Source organism: Microbacterium sp. nov. GSS16 (assembly GCF_028198145.1).
GTDB lineage: Bacteria > Actinomycetota > Actinomycetes > Actinomycetales > Microbacteriaceae > Microbacterium.
The window spans coordinates 1,276,431-1,294,180 of record NZ_CP116338.1 but is presented as its reverse complement, the minus strand read 5'-3'; the positions used below and the strand labels follow the sequence as shown (position 1 = coordinate 1,294,180).

18 protein-coding genes and 1 tRNA gene are annotated in these 17,750 nt (G+C 68.1%); 14 read left to right on the top strand and 5 right to left on the bottom strand.

Translation table 11 applies throughout. The features are described 5' to 3' along the window. Positions 1-125: 125 nt before the first annotated feature. The 11 genes from PGB26_RS05980 (at position 126) to PGB26_RS05930 (ending at position 11,501) form a co-directional block, all read left to right on the top strand. On the top strand, positions 126-1,892 hold the full coding sequence (locus tag PGB26_RS05980; RefSeq protein ID WP_271639423.1) for an ABC transporter substrate-binding protein: 1,767 nt from the start codon (positions 126-128) through the stop codon (positions 1,890-1,892). A 73-nt stretch (positions 1,893-1,965) separates the two neighbouring features. Continuing rightward, positions 1,966-3,615 (top strand): ABC transporter ATP-binding protein, encoded by a 1,650-nt coding sequence (locus PGB26_RS05975; protein WP_271639422.1) that lies wholly within the window; start codon positions 1,966-1,968, stop codon positions 3,613-3,615. Further along, a complete protein-coding gene (locus PGB26_RS05970) occupies positions 3,612-4,571 on the top strand; it encodes an ABC transporter permease (protein WP_271639421.1) in 960 nt (319 codons plus the stop codon). The genes PGB26_RS05975 and PGB26_RS05970 overlap by 4 nt, the downstream gene beginning before the upstream one ends. Next, positions 4,568-5,533 (top strand): ABC transporter permease, encoded by a 966-nt coding sequence (locus PGB26_RS05965; protein WP_071641670.1) that lies wholly within the window; start codon positions 4,568-4,570, stop codon positions 5,531-5,533. Before PGB26_RS05970 ends, PGB26_RS05965 begins: the two co-directional genes overlap by 4 nt. Positions 5,534-5,648: 115 nt before the next feature. Next, positions 5,649-6,950, top strand: coding sequence for an alpha/beta fold hydrolase (locus PGB26_RS05960; protein WP_271639420.1), 1,302 nt, complete (start codon positions 5,649-5,651; stop codon positions 6,948-6,950). A gap of 56 nt (positions 6,951-7,006) precedes the next feature. Further along, positions 7,007-8,494 carry an aminopeptidase P family protein gene (locus PGB26_RS05955; RefSeq protein WP_271639419.1) on the top strand — a complete coding sequence of 496 codons (1,488 nt, stop codon included), beginning with the start codon at positions 7,007-7,009 and terminating at the stop codon, positions 8,492-8,494. Between the two features lie 54 nt (positions 8,495-8,548). Then, entirely contained in the window at positions 8,549-9,454 is a 906-nt protein-coding gene (locus PGB26_RS05950) for a dihydrodipicolinate synthase family protein (RefSeq protein WP_271639418.1), read from the top strand. Between the two features lie 117 nt (positions 9,455-9,571). Next, the gene (locus PGB26_RS05945) at positions 9,572-10,249 is read left to right on the top strand and encodes a GntR family transcriptional regulator (protein ID WP_271639417.1); all 678 of its coding nucleotides are present in this window, start codon (positions 9,572-9,574) and stop codon (positions 10,247-10,249) included. A gap of 93 nt (positions 10,250-10,342) precedes the next feature. Beyond that, the gene (locus PGB26_RS05940; RefSeq protein WP_271639416.1) at positions 10,343-10,783 is read left to right on the top strand and encodes a hypothetical protein; all 441 of its coding nucleotides are present in this window, start codon (positions 10,343-10,345) and stop codon (positions 10,781-10,783) included. A gap of 108 nt (positions 10,784-10,891) precedes the next feature. Next, complete coding sequence (locus PGB26_RS05935; protein WP_271639415.1) at positions 10,892-11,353, top strand: hypothetical protein; 462 nt, start codon at positions 10,892-10,894, stop codon at positions 11,351-11,353. 19 nt (positions 11,354-11,372) lie between these two features. Next, positions 11,373-11,501 (top strand): hypothetical protein, encoded by a 129-nt coding sequence (locus tag PGB26_RS05930; RefSeq protein WP_271639414.1) that lies wholly within the window; start codon positions 11,373-11,375, stop codon positions 11,499-11,501. A gap of 21 nt (positions 11,502-11,522) precedes the next feature. Here the strand turns inward: PGB26_RS05930 and PGB26_RS05925 are convergent, their stop codons facing one another. The 4 genes from PGB26_RS05925 to PGB26_RS05910 form a co-directional block, all read right to left on the bottom strand. Next, positions 11,523-11,705, bottom strand: coding sequence for a hypothetical protein (locus PGB26_RS05925; RefSeq protein WP_271639413.1), 183 nt, complete (start codon positions 11,703-11,705; stop codon positions 11,523-11,525). A gap of 192 nt (positions 11,706-11,897) precedes the next feature. Beyond that, entirely contained in the window at positions 11,898-12,101 is a 204-nt protein-coding gene (locus tag PGB26_RS05920; RefSeq protein WP_271639412.1) for a hypothetical protein, read from the bottom strand. 280 nt (positions 12,102-12,381) lie between these two features. Next, a complete protein-coding gene (locus PGB26_RS05915) occupies positions 12,382-13,017 on the bottom strand; it encodes a hypothetical protein (protein WP_271639411.1) in 636 nt (211 codons plus the stop codon). A 115-nt stretch (positions 13,018-13,132) separates the two neighbouring features. Continuing rightward, positions 13,133-13,783, bottom strand: coding sequence for a response regulator transcription factor (locus tag PGB26_RS05910; protein ID WP_271639410.1), 651 nt, complete (start codon positions 13,781-13,783; stop codon positions 13,133-13,135). A gap of 340 nt (positions 13,784-14,123) precedes the next feature. Here PGB26_RS05910 and PGB26_RS05905 point away from each other — a divergent pair, with 340 nt between their 5' ends. Further along, on the top strand, positions 14,124-15,317 hold the full coding sequence (locus PGB26_RS05905; RefSeq protein WP_271639409.1) for a sensor histidine kinase: 1,194 nt from the start codon (positions 14,124-14,126) through the stop codon (positions 15,315-15,317). Positions 15,318-15,574: 257 nt separating this feature from the next. Here PGB26_RS05905 and PGB26_RS05900 read toward each other — a convergent pair. Then, positions 15,575-15,665, bottom strand: a tRNA-Ser gene (locus PGB26_RS05900). 107 nt (positions 15,666-15,772) lie between these two features. Here PGB26_RS05900 and PGB26_RS05895 point away from each other — a divergent pair. Together PGB26_RS05895 and PGB26_RS05890 are read left to right on the top strand one after the other, a co-directional pair. Next, the gene (locus tag PGB26_RS05895; RefSeq protein WP_271639408.1) at positions 15,773-16,702 is read left to right on the top strand and encodes an ornithine cyclodeaminase family protein; all 930 of its coding nucleotides are present in this window, start codon (positions 15,773-15,775) and stop codon (positions 16,700-16,702) included. Positions 16,703-16,742: 40 nt separating this feature from the next. Continuing rightward, positions 16,743-17,726 carry a proline racemase family protein gene (locus PGB26_RS05890; RefSeq protein WP_271639407.1) on the top strand — a complete coding sequence of 328 codons (984 nt, stop codon included), beginning with the start codon at positions 16,743-16,745 and terminating at the stop codon, positions 17,724-17,726. The last annotated feature ends 24 nt before the right edge of the window (positions 17,727-17,750 follow it).

The window sequence follows — 17,750 nt, the reverse complement described above, 5'->3', positions numbered from 1 at the left end:
TGAAGGAGATGGGCGGTCGAGTAGCACTCTGACATGTGCTATGTTACATGGGCGTGCCACGGCCCGTCCGTGACCGCTCGCCCGTCGAAGATGCGGGCATCCGACCGAGAATCAAGGACGACTCTATGGCCCGTAAGAAGCTGTCCCCCCTGGCTCCCCTCATCGTCGCCTCAGCCTTCGCGCTCGTGCTCAGCGGCTGCTCGTCCGCCGGCGGCGGTGGCGGCGACGCCGGCGAACCGCAGACCGGCGGCACCCTCAAGGTGCTCTCCAACGGCGACACCGATCGCATCGATCCGCAGCTGATCGCGTACGTGCCCTCGAACAGCATCACGCGCGTCATCTCCCGCTCGCTGCTCAGCTACGAGGCATCCAACGACGCCGAGACGCGCTCGAAGCTCGTCGGCGACCTCGCCACCGAGGTGCCCAAGCCGACCGATGACGGGCTGACCTACACCATCACCCTGCGCGACGGCGCCACCTGGGATGCGCCCGACGGCGCCCGCCCGATCGTCGCGGAAGACGTCGAGCGCGGCATCAAGCGCATCTGCAACCCGCACATCGGTGCCGCCCTGGGCAGCTACTTCATCACGCTCATCGACGGCATGGCGCAGTTCTGCGACGGCTTCGCCGATGTCGCTCCCGAGGCCGGCGCGATGAAGGAGTACATCGAGGCCAACGACATCACCGGCATCGAGACGCCCGACGACAAGACCGTCGTGTTCCGTCTCACCGAGCCGGCATCCGACTTCACGTCCATGCTCAGCCTGACGACCGCCAACCCGGCCCCCGTCGAGGTGCTCGACTACCTTCCCGACTCCCCGGAGTACCGCAACAACTTCATCTCGTCGGGCCCGTACACGATCGACGAGCACAAGCCCGACGTGAAGCTCACCCTCACGCGCAACCCATCGTGGAACGCGAAGAGCGACCCGCTGCGCAAGGCGTACGTCGACAGCATCGAGATGACGATGGGTGTGGAGGTGGATGCCGCCATGCAGCAGCTCCAGGCAGGTTCCGCCGACATGCTGTTCGACATCCAGCCGGGACCCGCGAACATCCAGCAGCTCACCGCCGCGAATGACGAGAAGTTCTCGACGCTCGAGAACGGCGGGGTCGACCAGTTCATGTGGATCAACACGATGTCCGACAACAACGGCGGCGCGCTGCAGAAGCTCGAGGTTCGCCAGGCCCTGCAGTACGCGATCGACAAGAGCGCCGTCGTGCAGGTCATGGGTGGTGCCGACATCGCCACGGTCACGAACGGCATCTTCGGACCCGGGATCAACGGATACGAGGAGTACTCCCCGTACGGCGACGGGAGCGGCAAGGCCGACCCCGAGAAGGCGAAGGAGCTGCTCGCGAAGGCCGGCGTGCAGAACCTCACCCTGAAGCTCCCCTACCGCAACCTCGGCTCGCAGCCCGACATCGCCCAGACCGTGCAGGCGAGCCTCGAGAAGGCAGGCATCACCGTCGAGCTCTTCCCGGTCCCGCCCACCGACTACTACGCCAACTTCATGACCAACCGCGAGAACGCGTCCGGCGGCGAGTGGGACATCGCGCTGGTCGGCTGGTCGCCGGACTGGGTCGGGGGCGCCGCGCGCAGCGTGTACCAGCCGCAGTTCACCTTCGACGGGACGCCGCAGGCGTACAACTACGTCGACTACAACAACGACGAGGCGAACGCCCTGGCCGACCAGGCTCTGGCGGCCAGCACGCCCGAAGAGGCCGCCAAGCTGTGGCACCAGGTCGACCAGACGGTCATGAAGGACTCGCCCATCGTCAGCATCGCGGCGAAGAAGAAGGCCAACTACCACTCGGCGCGTGTGCAGAACTTCTCGATCTACGCTCTCGCGCAGAACGGCGACTGGGCCAACGTCTGGCTGACGAAGTAGCCGCTGCTCGACCTGCTGCTGCGGCGCGACCCGCTCGCGCCGCAGCAGCTCCACTCGGAAGAGAAGAGAACGAATGCCCATTCTCGAGGTGTCCCATCTGAAGGTCGACATCCCCACCGAGGGCGGCGACGTGCACGCTGTGAAGGACGTCTCGTTCGACGTCGCCGAGGGCGAGTTCTTCGGCATCGTCGGCGAATCCGGCTCGGGCAAATCGGTGCTCGTGCAGTCGGTGATGGGTCTCATCCCGCAGGCACGCACCTCCGGCGCGGTGCGCTTCCAGGGCGAGGACCTGCTGACACTCGATCCCGAGCGGCTGCGTCGCAAGCGCGGGCGCGAGATCAGCATGATCTTCCAGGACCCGCTGTCCAGCCTGCATCCGCAGTACACCGTCGGATGGCAGATCGTCGAGCAGATCCGCGCACACGAGAACGTCTCCCGCCAAGCGGCGAAGGCGCGGGCTATCCAGCTGCTCGACAAGGTGCACATCAGCGATGCGGCGTCGCGGTTCGACGCCTACCCGCACCAGTTCTCCGGCGGCATGCGTCAGCGCGTGATGATCGCCATGAGCCTCTCGCTCGACCCGGCGCTGATCATCGCGGATGAGCCGACCACCGCGCTCGACTCCACCGTGCAGGCGCAGATCCTGCAGCTCCTCGGTGAGATGAAGCAGGACTTCGGGGCGACGGTGCTGATGATCAGCCACGACCTCAGCGTGATGGCGAGTGTCGCCGACCGCGTCATGGTCATGTACCGCGGCGAGCAGGTCGAGGTCGGCACGAGTGACGAGGTGCTGCGCCGCCCACGAGAGCCGTACACGCGCGACCTGATCGCGTCGTCCGCCTTCACGCAGAGCGAGCGTCGGGCTCCGCTCGGTCAGCTCGCCGAGGCCGCCGCGGCCGGTCCGGTCACGGCTGCACCGATCGCCGAGGTGTCGGATGTCAGCGTCTCGTTCTCGGCACGGCGCGGCGTCGAGCGCAAGGTCCTCGACGGCATCAGCCTCGAGGTGCGCCGAGGCGAGACGCTGGGCCTGGTGGGCGAGAGCGGATGCGGCAAGACCACGCTCGCCCGCACGATCGCCGGGCTCGTGCCGCCGTCAGAGGGCACCGTGCACTTCGACGGCACCGACCTGCGCACCCTCAACGGTGCGCAGTGGCGGCGGATGCGCCAGCGCGTACAGGTGGTCTTCCAGGACCCCTTCTCATCGCTCAACCCCAAGCGCCGCGTCGGATCGATCATCGGCGACCCGCTGCGCATCCACGGCGTGGGCACCCCACGCGAACGCGAACGCCGCGTCCTCGAGCTGCTCGAGCAGGTCGGCCTCGACCCCGACCACTACAACCGCTTCCCCGCCCAGTTCTCAGGCGGGCAGCGTCAGCGGATCGGGATCGCGCGCGCCATCGCGCTCAACCCCGATCTGATCATCCTCGACGAGCCGGTCTCGGCGCTCGATGTCACGGTGCAGGCCCAGGTGCTGCAGCTGCTCGACGACCTGCAGCGCGAGCTCGGGCTGACCTATCTGTTCATCTCGCACGACCTCGCCGTCGTCCGCCACATGTGCGACCGAATCGCCGTGATGGAGCACGGGCGCATCATCGAGCTCGGCGAGGCGGAGACCATCTACGACGCGCCGCAGCAGCCGTTCACGAAGAAGCTGCTGGCTGCGGCGTTCCTCGGCGCGCTCAGCGATGCCGGTGACCCCACCCCGTCGGAGGCGCACGCATGAGCCCGTTCTCGAAAGAGACCCTGACCCTGCTCATCCCGGCGAAGGGCGCCGCCGACGCGGCATCCGGGGTGAAGAGCTCGTGGCAGCTCACCCTCCGCCGGCTGCGCCGCGACCCGGCCAGCGTGGGCTCGGCCGTCGTCATCGTGCTCATCGTCATCTTCGCCCTCGGCGCGCCCCTGATCGCGCAGTGGACCGGACACGGACCCACCGAGCAGTTCCGCGAAACCGGGCTGTCGCCCGCCGGCATGCCCGGGCCACCGAACGGCGAGTTCCTGCTCGGCACCGACCAGCTCGGCCGCGACCTGCTGGTGCGGCTCGCCTACGGCGCCCAGGTATCGCTGCTGGTCGGCGTGGTCGCGTCACTGGCGGCCTCGGCGATCGGCATCCTGATCGGGATGACCGCCGGCTTCTTCGGCGGGGCGGTCGACACGGTGCTCAGCCGCGTCATCGATCTGGTGATGAGCGTGCCGTTCCTGCTCGTCGCGATCGCCACGGTGTCGGTGCTCGGGCCCAGCCTGCAGCTGTCGATCTCGGTGATCGTGTTCTTCAGCTGGGCGGGCCTGGCCCGCGTCATCCGCGGGCAGGTGCTCGCCCTGCGTGAGCGGGAGTTCATCGAGACGGCCCGCTCGCTCGGCCAGTCCCCCATCGCCACGATGTTCCGCGATGTGCTGCCGAACCTGGTCGTGCCGATCGTGGTGTACACGACGCTGATGATCCCCGCCGCCATCGTGTTCGAGGCCACGCTGTCGTTCCTTGGCCTCGGCACCGTGCCGCCCACCCCCAGCTGGGGCAACATGCTCGCCGACGCCTCCAACGGATCGATGTACATCGTCGCTCCGTGGATGGTGCTCGTGCCCGGCCTTGCCCTGCTGGCGCTGACCCTCACGTTCAACCTCGTCGGCGACGGTCTTCGCGACGCGCTCGATCCGTCCTCTGCGAAGGGAGCGCGGGCATGATCCGCTTCCTGCTGTCGCGCATCGGGTTCGGCCTGCTGGTGCTGTTCCTGCTCAGCGTGTTCATCTTCGTGCTGTTCTACGTGACGCCCTCCGACCCGGCGCGGATCATCGCCGGCGACAAGGCGACCGAGGCGCTCATGGCGCAGATCCGGGCGAACCTCGGCCTCGACAAGCCGATCTGGGAGCAGTACCTGATCTTCATCGGCAACCTGCTGCAGGGTGACCTCGGCTTCTCGTACCGCTCGAGCCTGCCTGTCGCCGATCTCGTACTGGCCCGGATCCCCGCGACCATGTCGCTGGTCTTCGGCGCGGTGGTCCTGTGGCTCGCGATCGGAATTCCGATCGGCATCGCCTCGGCCAAGCGTCCGGGCAGCGTCCGCGACCGCCTGGGTCAGGGGTTCGCGCTGGTCGGCATCAGCTTCCCCACCTTCGTGCTGGGCATGCTGGCCCTGTACCTGCTGTACTACCTGCCCACCCGCTTCGGGGTGAACCTGTTCCCGCCGTCGGGGTACGTGCCCTTCGCGACCGACCCTCTGCAGTGGGCGTGGCATTTGGCGCTGCCGTGGCTGACCCTCGCGATGGTCACCGCGGCGGTGTACGCGCGACTCACCCGCGGGCAGATGCTCGACGTCCTCGGCGAGGACTACGTGCGCACCGCACGGGCGAAGGGTCTCACCGAGCGGCGCGTGATCTACGTGCACGCCTTCCGCAGCGCCATGCCGCCGCTGGTCACCCAGCTCGGCATCGACATCGGGCTGCTGCTGGGCGGTGTGATCGTGATCGAGCAGGTCTTCGGCCTGCAGGGCGTCGGGGCGCTCGCGGTGACCAGCGTCGCCATGCAGGATCGGCCGGTCGTGATCGCCATCGTGCTGCTGGGCGGACTGTTCGTCGTGCTCTCGAACCTCATCGTCGACCTCTTCTACGCGCTGCTCGACTCCCGGGTGCGCACCCGGGCGCAGTAATACGGGAGGGCGCGGTGGCCGCGGGCGCCGCGCCACCGGACCCGGCCGCTCCGGGCAGACTGGATCGGTGCCTGCGAACAGCCGGCATCCCCCATCGGAAGGCAAGGTGACCTGCGTGACCTCTGACAGCGCGTACTTCGTCGGCAAGGACATCGTGGCCCGCGACGTGTGGACCACCGTGCCCCTGGACTGGAACGACCCCGACGGCGAGACCATCGAGATCTTCGCCCGCGAGTTCGTCGCCGCCGAGCGCCGCCACGACGACCTGCCGCTGCTGCTGCACCTGCAGGGCGGTCCCGGCGGCAAGGGCGTGCGACCGGTCGGTCGGGGCGACTGGGTCGCCGCCGCGCTGTCGCGCTTCCGGCTGATCGTGCCCGACCAGCGCGGCACCGGCCGGTCGACGCCACTGTCGGGGTCGCGGTTCGCCGAGATGCCGGCCGAGGAGGCCGCGCGACGGCTGTCGCTGCACCGGGCGGACTCGATCGTGCGCGACTTCGAGGCGCTGCGCGCCGCACACTACGGCGGGCGCCGCTGGTGGACGATCGGCCAGAGCTACGGCGGCTTCCTCACACTGCACTACCTCTCCGCCTTCCCCGAGGCCATCGTCGCCTCCGCGGTCGCGGGCGGGCTCCCCTCGCTCGATCCGGACCCCGCCGAGGTCTACCGGCGGACTTTCCCGCGCGTGGTGGAGAAGAACCGGCAGTTCCGTGAGCGCGCCCCGCACCTCGCCGAGCGCATCGCGCGGGTCGCGGACACCCTGCAGGCGCAGGACGTCCGCCTCGCCGACGGCGACCGCCTCACCGTGCGCCGCCTGCAGACCCTGGGCTTCGACTTCGGCATGGGACCGGGGTTCGACCGGGTGCACTGGCTGCTCGACGAGGCGTTCAGCGACCGGGCCGAGACCCGGTTGAGCGACACCTTCCTCGCCTCGGTGGGCGCGGCCACCGCGTTCGCCGGCAACCCGCTGTTCATCGCTCTGCAGGAGAGCATCTACGGCGCAGGGCCGACGGGCTGGGCGGCGCAGCGCGAGCGGGAACGGCACCCGGAGTTCGACGAGGATGCGCGGCCGGTGCTGTTCACCGGCGAGATGGTGTTCCCCTGGATGTTCGACGAGGTCCGCGCGCTGCGCGGCTTCCGAGCCGGTGTCGAGCTGCTCGCCGCACGGGAGTGGCCGATCGAGCTGTACGACACCGCGCGGCTCGGCGCGAACCAGGTACCCGTCGAGGCGGTGGTGTACTTCGACGACATGTACGTCGACGCCGGACTCTCCCTCGACACCGCGGCCCGCGTGGGCGGACTGCATGCCTGGGTCACCAACGAGCACGAGCACGACGGCATCGTCATGGACGGCGTCGTCGAGCGGCTGTTCACCGCACTCGAATGGCGCCTCGGCGGGCGCGGCGGCGAACGATCCTGACCCGGCCGGTGCGCCATCCGCACCTGTTCCCCGCCCGAAGACCCTCTGGAGACAGCATGAGCAATCACCACCACCAGCCGGCCGGCTACGGCGCCGAGGTGCACGTCGTCGACTGGGAGAGCGGCATCCCGAACGCCCGTTCCGACTCGCAGGATCCACGGATGCCGTCACTCGCGGCCGCCTCGGGCTTCACCGAATGGATGAGGACCGGCTGGGGTGATGCTGACCGCACGCCCCGGGTGGAGCCCGGCGCCGCGCAGGCGGCGGCCCGTCACCGTGAGCGCCTCTCGACCGCCCTGCCGGGTCGCACCCTCGTCGTCGCCGCGGGGCGCGCACACGCGCGGCTGAACGACTTCTTCTTCGAGTTCCGCGCACACAGCGACTTCCTCTGGCTGGTGGGCTTCGGCGTGGAGGACGGGGTGCTCGTGCTCACCCCCCGTGCCGGAGGACATGACGCGACGCTGTACATCATCCCGCCCGCGCGTCCCGGCGCCGCCGCCTTCCACGCCGACCCCACCCACGGCGAGCTCTGGGTCGGTCCGCTCGCCGGGACCGCTGAGCTGGCCGACGCCCTGGACGTGCGCGTACGCGAACTGGACGAGCTCGCTGTGCCCGACGACGCGCTCATCGCGGGCAGTGCGGTCGTGGGCGCCGTGCCCGGTCGGCAGCTGGGCGGCCGGGCACGCTCAGCCGAGCTCGCCCAGACGCTCTCCGCGCTGCGAATGCAGAAGGACGCGTGGGAGCTCGCCGAGCTGCGCGCGGCCGTGCAGCACACCGTCGAGGGATTCGCCCAGGTGCGCCGAGAGATCCCCCACGCCGTGCAGCACGGCGGCGAGCGCTGGCTGCAGGGCACCTTCGACCGGCACGCCCGCACGGTCGGCCAGGCACCCGGGTACGCGAGCATCGTGGGATCGGGAGCGAACGCGCCGATCTTGCACTGGGTGCGCGCCGACAGTCCGGTCGATCCCGAAGCGCTGCTGCTGCTCGACATGGGAGTGGAGAACCGCAGTGGATACACCGCCGATGTGACGCGAACGCTCCCGGCGAGCGGACGCTTCACCACGGCGCAGCGCGAGGTGCACGATCTGGTCGAGCGCTCTCACCGCGCCGGGCTCGCCGCGGTGGCACCCGGTCGCGACTGGCGCGATTTCCACGTGGCCTGCATGGAGGTGCTCGCACAGGGGCTCTCCGACTGGGGGCTGCTGCCGGTCTCCGTCGACGAGGCTCTCGCCGCAGACGGTCAGCACCACCGTCGCTACATCGTGTGCGGCGTCGGGCACCACCTCGGACTCGACGTGCACGACTGCGGGGCGTCATCATACGCGCAGTACTTCGAAGCGTCGATGCAGCCGGGCATGGCGCTCACGGTCGAGCCCGGACTCTACTTCCACGCCTGGGACGAGACCGTCCCGCCGGAGCTGCGGGGCATCGGCGTGCGCATCGAAGACGACGTCGTGGTGACCGACAGCGGGATCGAGGTGCTCAGCGACGCCCTGCCGATCGATTCCGCCGGGTTGGAGCGCTGGATGGCTTCCGTGCTGTAATATGTTACATATGACCAACGGCTTCAGCGCCGCGAAAGCTGGAAAGGAACAAAGATGTCTCAGAAGGCTCCCTGGCATGGCGTGATCGTCGCATCCGCCCTGCCGTTCAAGGACGACCTCTCGGTCGACTACGACCGATTCGCCGATCACGTGCGCTTCCTCGCCGACAACGGCTGCGACGGGATCGCGCCGAACGGCTCGCTGGGTGAATACCAGAACCTCAGCGAGCAGGAGCGCGCGAAGGTGATCGAGGTCGCCGTCGACGCCGCCCCCGAGGGCTTCTCGGTGATGGCGGGCGTCGGCGCGTACGGTGCGCTGCAGTCGGCGCACTGGGCCGAGCAGGCCGCGAAGGCCGGCGCGGACTGCGTCATGCTGCTGCCCCCGAACACGTACCGGGCGAACCGTGAGCAGGTCAAGCACCACTACGCCACCGTCGCGGCGGTGGGCCTGCCCATCGTGGGCTACAACAACCCCATCGACACCAAGGTCGACCTCGTGCCCGACCTGATCGCCGAGATCCACGAGGCCGGTCACATGGTGGGCGTGAAGGAGTTCACCGGCGACCCCCGGCGCATCTACGAGATCAAGGAGCTCGCTCCCGACATCGACATCCTCATCGGCACCGACGACAGCGTTCTCGAGCTCGGCATCGCGGGAGCCGTCGGCTGGGTGGCCGGCTACCCCAACGCCATCCCGCAGGCCACCGTCGAGCTGTTCCGCCTCTCCACCTCGGGAGACGTGCGCGACCTCGAGCGCGCCAAGGTGATCTACCGCGACCTGCACAAGCTGCTGCGCTGGGACACAAAGACGGAGTTCGTCGAGTCCATCAAGCTCTCGATGGACGCGCTCGGGCTGTACGGCGGCCCCTGCCGCCCGCCGCGCCTGCCCCTTCCGAAGGACGTCGCCGACCGCATCGTCGCCGACACCGAAGAGGCCGCCGCCAAGGGCTACGGCAAGTGATCCACGCCGTGGATGCGCGGGCGGCGTGCTGTCGCCGCGCATCCACGGCATCCGATAGTTTCGTAGGCAGTGCCATGCCGCATGGCACTGCCTACGCTTCTTGATCGGTGGTCGTTCATGACACTCCCCTCCGTCGTCACTCCCCTGCAGCCGGTGATGAACCTGCGAGAGCGCGTGGAGGTTGCGCTCGAGGCGGCGATCCGCGCCGGAGAGATGGCCCCCGGCGAACTCTTCTCGGCGCCCGCGCTCGCCGCGCGATTCAACGTCTCGGCCACGCCGGTGCGCGAAGCGATGCTGAACCTCGAGAAGCTCGGCTTCGTCGAGGCGGTGCGCAACAAGGGATTCCGCGTCACCGAGGTGCGCGATGACGAGGTGGCGAACATCGTCGCGGTGCGGCGACTGCTCGAGCCGCCGGTGATGCGCGAGCTCGCGGGACAGATCCCGGCGGATGTCATCGAGAAGCTGCGCGCGACGGCGGATGCCATCGTCGAGGGCGCCTCCAGCGGCGACCTCACCACGTACCTCGAGGCCGACCGCGCCTTCCACGAGGCCATCAACGTGCACAGCGGCAACCCGCGCCTGGCCGCGCTCATCTCGCAGCTGCGCAAGGAGACCCGTCTTCCTGGCCTCGCCGGCCTGCTGGCGACCGAGCAGCTGTCGCGCTCCGCAGCCGAGCACCACGAGCTGCTGGACCTGCTCGCGGCAGGCGAGGGCGAGCGCGCCGAGCGCCTCATGCACCAGCACATCGGTCACGTCATCGGCTGGTGGGCCGGGCGGCCCGAAGCCGGCAGCTGACGCCGCTCGCCGCGTGGCGGATCATCCGTGCGAGGTACGCGGATACCTCGCACGCACGACGCGGCGCGGATCCGCTGCGGCGAGGCTGGAAGCATGAACGCACGCACAGCCCTCGCCGCTTCCGCTCTGATCGCCGCAGCGGGGTTGTCCCTGACCGGATGCGCGGTGTACGAGGAGCTCGTCCACCACCAGTCCACGCACACCTTCGACGATCTCGCGGCTTTCCGTGCCGAGGCGGACGTCGACGCGCCGTGGATCCCCGCCGACGCCACCGACATCATTGTGCGCACGTCGACGTCGGAGAGCTCCGACGACGCCGTCATCCTGCTCACCGGTGACTTCGCTCTCGCCGGCTACTGCGCGGATGTGGAGCGGCGCTCGGCTCCGGTGTGGACGCTCGACGGCGCGCCCGACCCGTACGCGGCCAAGACCGTCTTCGCCTGCGGCGACTGGAGTGTGATCCCTGCCGATGACGGCTGGTTCGGCTGGACGCCGAACTCCGACGCGGAGCGCGCGGACGCGCGGGGGAAGTGACCGCCGGCAGACGCGCATCGTCCGGGCACGCTCGCTCGCTACCTGCTGTCGTTCGCGCAGTATTACCCCTATGGGCCGCAGTACTTCATGTTCGGCGGCGCGTTCGAGGTGACCGAGATCAAGCCTGATCGGTTGGACGATCACGGCCACGATCTGACGCCCTTACCGCTGCACGAGCAGTTCATCAAGCGCCTCATCGTCAAGCTCGACAGGCCCATCGGTCGGACTCCGTGCCTGCGTCACTACGTGGGGCTTCAGGAGAGCCTGCTCGCCCCGGAGGTTTACGAGCTCGCGCCCGACGTCAAGCTCGGCACCTTCCCGGGGTACCAGAACGTCCGGCTGCGGCATCACGAGCTGCAGCGCATCATCGCCGGCGACGAGCCCAGTTGGAAGGATGCGCTCTCCAGCGTGAAGGGCGTCTACGTCATCACCGACCTGAGCTGCGGGCGGCTGTACGTCGGGTCGGTCAGCATCCGGGGACGCCAACGGGCTGTGGCAGCGCTGGTCCAGCTACGCGCACTTGAAAGTCTTCACCGGTGGCAATCGGGAGCTCGAGCAGATCCGAAATGATTTTGGCGATGGGCACATCGTGGACAACTTTTCGTACTCAATCCTGGAGATCTTCGACCCCAAGACCCGAGCTGACACGATCCTGACTCGCGAGTCGTTCTGGAAGAACGCGCTGGACAGCCGCGCGCACGGGATGAACTGGAACTGAAGGCTCTCGAATGAGATCGGTTCAGTCTATGCGGCGCTGCCACTGGCCGTAGAGCGCACAGGCGAGCGCCGTGAGGAACACGATCATCGCGAGCGCCCACGCGGCGGCCGCGAACTGGACCGGGAGGAGCATTGAGGCCAGCAGGAAGGCGACGCCGACGAGCGGGAGCGACACCGTCAGGTGTTGTGCGAGGGTTCGGGGCATCTTGGTCTCTCTGCTCGGGCTGGAGCGGGTTCGTCGCCGGGAATCTTGCGTCCATCGTGTCTGGCTGCCGGCGGTCGACCAAGGCCCAGCGTCCGCTTCTAGCCCCAGGGCTGCACCTTCACCGCGATGTCGTTCGCTAAGGCACACGAAAGGGGGGCCCGAAATCCGAGCCCCTCTTTCGTGTCTCGGTGATCAGGCGTGCCCACCGATCGGCTTCTGGCGTCGCGTGGCGACGCTGAGCACCACGGAGAGTACGACGAACGCGATGAGTGCGATCGTGCCGGAGGACGACAGAGCCGCGCCCATCGTGGTTCCGACTTCGACGATGAAGCTCGGGATCGCCAGGCCGACGCCGATCCTCTTGCCGAGGACGCCGAGCCTCAGGCCGAAGGTCATATACGGGTTGTCCGTGGGTATTTCTGTGACCTTTCTTGCGTCGACGGGCTGGATTGCCAACAGCTAGAGGCTTTCTCCCCGCAAGGCTCTGTTCCTGCGCTGGACGAGCTTCGCCCCCAAGCCTGCGCCGACAACGACAATCGGAGTGCCTATGAGGAAGATGATCGAAGATCCTGAGGGAAAGCTAGTCGCCAGCAGCGCGAGGACAACTAGGGCCGCGACGACGCTTCCTATGAAGATCAGCCAAGATCGCATGGGCTTACCTCTTTCCGGTTCCTAGTCAGAACGGTGCGGTTGAACGACAGTTGATCACAGATCCGCCCTTGACGTCGTACCACCAGAGGGTGCGGCCACCGCTGCAGATCCCGTTCGCGACGAGGTAGGTGGTGGCAACACCGACGACGATCCCGATGACTGTGCAGGCGGCCCAGCCGACCCCCGGGATCAGACACAGAGCTGCGGCGACCGCAGCCCCACCTCCTGCAGCGAGAGCCTGCTGGTCGACAGTGTTGAAGCCGACCGCCATCTTGATGCCGGAGAAGCGAACCTCAAGGAAAGGTGTGATCACGTCGCTCGGCGCGGACGAGGGTGCCGACGCATCTGCGTCGATCGCTGCGCGGACATCAGCGGCGCTCGGCAGCGTCAGCGAGCCTTCGGGGACGACGTATTGATAGAACGTGTGGCCGTCCTCGGTGATCTCGTTCCGCTCCACAGGCGAGGCTTCGAGCTCCTCCAGCCCGTGGAGAAACACGTCGGGGTCCAGAGCGGCCCCACCATTCGGTGACATCGCATCGAGGTCTTTTGAGGAGAAGAACATCGAATCGTCCGGCAGCGGCTCCGACGCTTGCGCAGGCGCGGCTATAGTTCCGAGCGCAAGCGCCGCCACGACCCCGAGTACAGCGGTTTTGAACTTCATCGTTGTTCCTCCGTCTCTTCGCGATTCGGTGGTCGAACCGCACTCTCAACCTATGAGCGCGATAAGGCGCGAAACGGGTCCATAGCGCTGGGGCTATGAATTGCTTACCGTGGGGTCAGAGGCTGATGATCCCGAGCTCGGTGGCACGCAGAACAATCTGCAGGCGGTTCTCGACGCCCCACAGCTGATTGATGCGCCGGATGTCGGCCTTCACCGTGCTCTCGGCGTAGTGGAGCTCGTCCGCGATCTCAGAGTTGGACATGCCCTTCGCGATCAGCTCGATGACCTGCCGCTCTCGGTCACTGAGCGCCGGGCCATCGGTGAAGCGTCCGTCGCCGGAATCGATCGCGGCGCGCACGAATCGCTCTTGCACTTCTGGCGAGACGACGCGGTCGCCGGCGTGGGCGGCGACGATGGCATCGATGATCTGTTCCGGGGTGGAGTTCTTCACCAGGTATCCGCAGGCACCGGCATGTAGCACCTCGAGGGCGCGCCACTCGGTGGTGAACGTCGTCAGCGCGACTATGCGGCAGCGCGGGTTCCACTCCAGGACACGACGGGTGGCCTCGACGCCGCTGATCTCGGGCATCTTGATGTCCATCAGCACCACATCCGGCTGAGACTGCCGGCAGGCCTCGACGACCTCGGAGCCGTCTTGGGCTTCTCCCACGAGGGTGACCCGTACGTCGTCAGCGACGAATGCGCGAAGGGCGTGGCGCACCAGGGCCTCATCGTCGACGACGAGAACGCGCACCGCTTCACTCACCTCAACACGCTATCGCGCGGGCGACGGCGGATCTGTAGCCCCAGGGCTATGGTTCTCGGGCCCTGGGGAGGTGCGACGTAGTGTGTAGGAACATCCATGTTCCGGGACGACGCCGCCCGCTCGGGCAGGCGTCGGCTCGCGTCCTGACCGTGAGGAGTCACCATGCCCACCTCGACCATGTACGGCATCGCATCGTTCGTCCGACTGGCTGCTGGAGCGAATGCGGACCTCGGCGACTGGCTGTGCAAGGTGATGGGGATTTGTGCCTGAACAGCGCGATCGTCCTCGCGCCGGTGCTGAGCTGACGCTCTCCGACCCGGGACGGACGTCTCTGCGCCGCATGCTCGCTTCCAGAGAGTTCTGGCAGCAGCGTTCCCTGCACCCGATCGCCCGGATTCTGCTCATCGTCGTCGTGAGCGTCCTGGTGTGCATCGCTGTCGGCTTCATCGTCGCAGCCGGACGCTTCGCACGTGCGGACCTGCTTGCGCTGATGCTCTATGCCGCCATCGCAGCCTTCGCGTGGCACCCACTGACCGCAGCGTTCATGGTCATGGTCATCTGCAGCCTCGGTGCGGTGCTGACCGGCAGCGCCGGCGATCTTCTCGAGCTGGCCATCGCGCTGGGACTGGTGGCAGCGACATGCGCACCCTGGGGGATCGTGATCCACGTCCTGGTTCTCGGCATGCTCACCGCGGACATCGCCCTCAACGGCTCATCCCTCACCGACGGCGGTGTCTTCGGGGTCGCCGGCATCGCGATGATCGCGTTCCTCGCAGGTCTCACCTTTCGGCTCGTCTCAGCACGGGAGGCGATCTTCGCCTCGGAACGTGCCCGCGTGATGAGCGATCTTGAGACGTTGGCACGGGAGGAACAGGAGCGGATCGCCGATGAGCTGCACGACGGGATCGCGCACGATCTCACGCTCGTGCTGTTCCACGCCCGCGCACTGCCGCGGCAGCCAGACGAGGCGGCACGGCAGGTGTCCCTCTCGACCATCGAGGACTCTGCCGAGAAGGCGTTGCAGAGCGTCCAATCGCTGCTGTCGTTGATTCGTGAGACCCGCCCGGAGGTCACAGAGGCAAGACCGACACGGTATGCGGGCGACCTCGTAGAGGTGGTGGCATCGCTCGGAGACTTGCTGAAGGATGCCCGCATCCCGACACGCGTGTCCACGCCTCGCATTCCGCTCGGTGCGACGCCCGCTGCGGATCGAGCACTCACGGAGGCCGCGATAGAGGCCGTCACCAACATCCTCAAGCACGCCCCGAACTCGCGCTCCGCGAGCGTGGAGGTCCTTCGTCAGCCCGGCACCGTCGAGCTCGTCGTGACGAACGTCTCGACACCGCTGGCCAAAGGAGCGATCGGCGGCACCGGACGGGGCCTCGTGCGCGCCCGCCAGCGCCTCATCCACCAGGGAGGGCAGCTGCAGTCGGAAGCGACAGCGGATGGATGGATCCTCTGCGCCGCCGTTCCTGCCTCTGGTGCGGAGTGGAGCGAGGGAACGCGACGGAGAGCCGCGCGCACGGGAACCTGAACTGAGACGTTGGGATCAGCTTGTCTGGGCGTCGCCGAACCATCCCGCGAGCATACGGCTGACACACTCGAACCTTGATGAGCGGTCCTCCCCCTTAAGCGCGCTACCGCACTTAGAGGCTCGTGTCGTCCAAGACCTACCGGACTCTAAGAGCGCCAGATCCCCGCGAAGTTTCCATCGACGTCCGGAATATGCACCAAGGATGCACCACGCGGTGTCTAGATACGCGAAAACCCCCGATTTCTCGGGGGTTTCCATGGCGGTGACGGTGGGATTTGAACCCACGGTAGGGGGTTACCCTACACAACTTTTCGAGAGTTGCACCTTCGGCCGCTCGGACACGTCACCGTCGTCCAGCTTACGACATACGCCACCGCTGCGCGAATCGACAGCGACACCGGCGATCAACATCGATAGCGCGTGACATATTACTGATTTGAACCTAGATTGGGAGCATGCCCGACGTCATCGCCGATCTCGCCCTGGTCAACGCACAGCTGCTCGCCGAGCGGGTCAGCATGCCCGCCGCCATCGCGGCCGTGCAGAGCACGCTGCGAGACGGTTTCGACCCCGAGCACGACCTCGCTCGGCAGATCCTCGACGTCCCCAACGGGCAGCTGCTGCTCATGCCCGCCGCAGCGGGCGGCGCCGTGGGGCAGAAGTTCGCCACGGTCGCGCCCGGTAACCCCGAGCGGGGTCTCGAGCGCATCCAGGGCGTCTACATCCTCGTAGACGGCCAGACCCTCGCCCCCACCGCCATCCTCGACGGCACCGCGCTGACGAGCCTGCGCACCCCGGCGGTGTCCGCCGCCTGCGCGGACGTGCTTGCCAGCGAGACCGCCGGCGACCTCGTCGTCATCGGCACCGGGCCGCAGTCGATCCGTCACGTCGAGGCATTCGCGGCGATCCGCCCGCTGCGCTCGGTGCGCATCATCGGGCGGGATGCCGGGCGCGCGGCATCCGCCGTCGAGGCCTCCCGCTCCTACGCACCCGACGCCGACATGCGCGCAGGCACCTTCGACGACATCGCGGCCGCCGACCTCATCGTGTGCGCGACCACGGCATCCGCTCCCCTGTTCCCCTCCGCGTCGGTGCGCGACGACGCGACGATCGTCGCGATAGGCTCGCACGAGCCCGACCGCACCGAGCTCGACCCGGCGCTCGTCGGGCGATCGCAGGTCGTCGTGGAGAGCCGTCGGGTCGCGGCATCCGAGGCCGGTGACGTGATCGTCGCCGTCGAGGCGGGGATGCTGCGCCTCGACGACGTCGTGACGATGCACGAGCTGTTCACCGGCGCGACCACCGCTGCGACCGACCGCCCGCGGATCGTGAAGACCTGCGGCATGGGGTGGCAGGATCTCGCCGTCGCCCGGCTGGCCGTCTGAGCGCCGAACACGGAACCGCTCGAGCATCGGAGGAGAACGCATGCAGTGGACCACGGAGGACTGGCACACCGCCGGCGAGCCGTTCCGCATCGTCGAGGGCGTGCCCACGCGCGGCGACACGGTCGCCGAGCGCCGCGTCGAGGCGATCAGCGGTGGTGCGGATGCCATCCGGCGGTTCCTCTGCCTCGAGCCTCGCGGCCACGACGACATGTACGGCGGGTTCATCACCCCGCCCGACGACGCGGGCGCCGACTTCGGGGTGCTGTTCTGGCACAAGGACGGCTTCTCGACGGCGTGCGGACACGGCACGATCGCCCTCGGCGCCTGGGCGGTGCGCACCGGCCGAGTCCCGTCCGACCCCGACGGCGAGACGGCGGTGACGATCGACGTTCCGAGCGGACGGGTGCAGGCGCTGGTGCGTCAGAGCGCAGGGCGCATCGACGAGATCGTCTTCCGCAACGTCGAATCCCGGGTGCTCGCCCGCGGCATCCCGCTGCGCACCTCACGCGGCGACGTCGAGGTCGACCTCGTCTTCGGCGGCGCGGTCTACGCGACCCTACCCGCCTCGGCCGTCGCGCTCGAGGTCACCCCGCAGCACACCACCGATCTCATCGCGATCGGCCGCGAGATCAAGTGGGCGCTCAACGAGCATCCGGCCGCGCAGCTCGACGACGCCCGTCTTTCGGGGGTCTACGGCACAATCCTGTTCGACGATCTCGGGCGCACCGACGCGGGTCCCCACCAGCGCAACGTGACCGTGTTCGCCGACGGTGAGGTCGACCGCAGCCCGTGCGGCTCGGGCACTGCGGCGCGAGTGGCGCTGCTCGCGGCGACCGGAGAGCTGGCCGACGACGAGACGCTCACCCACGACTCGATCATCGGCACCCGCTTCCTCGCGCGCGTCGCCGAGCGCACGACAGAGGGGGTCATCCCCGAAGTGCGCGGCATGGCGCACCGGGTCGGCACCTGCACGTTCGAACTCGACGAGAACGACCCCGTCGCCGACGGCTTCAGCCTGCGCTGACCGAGAGAACCGAGGAGACATGAG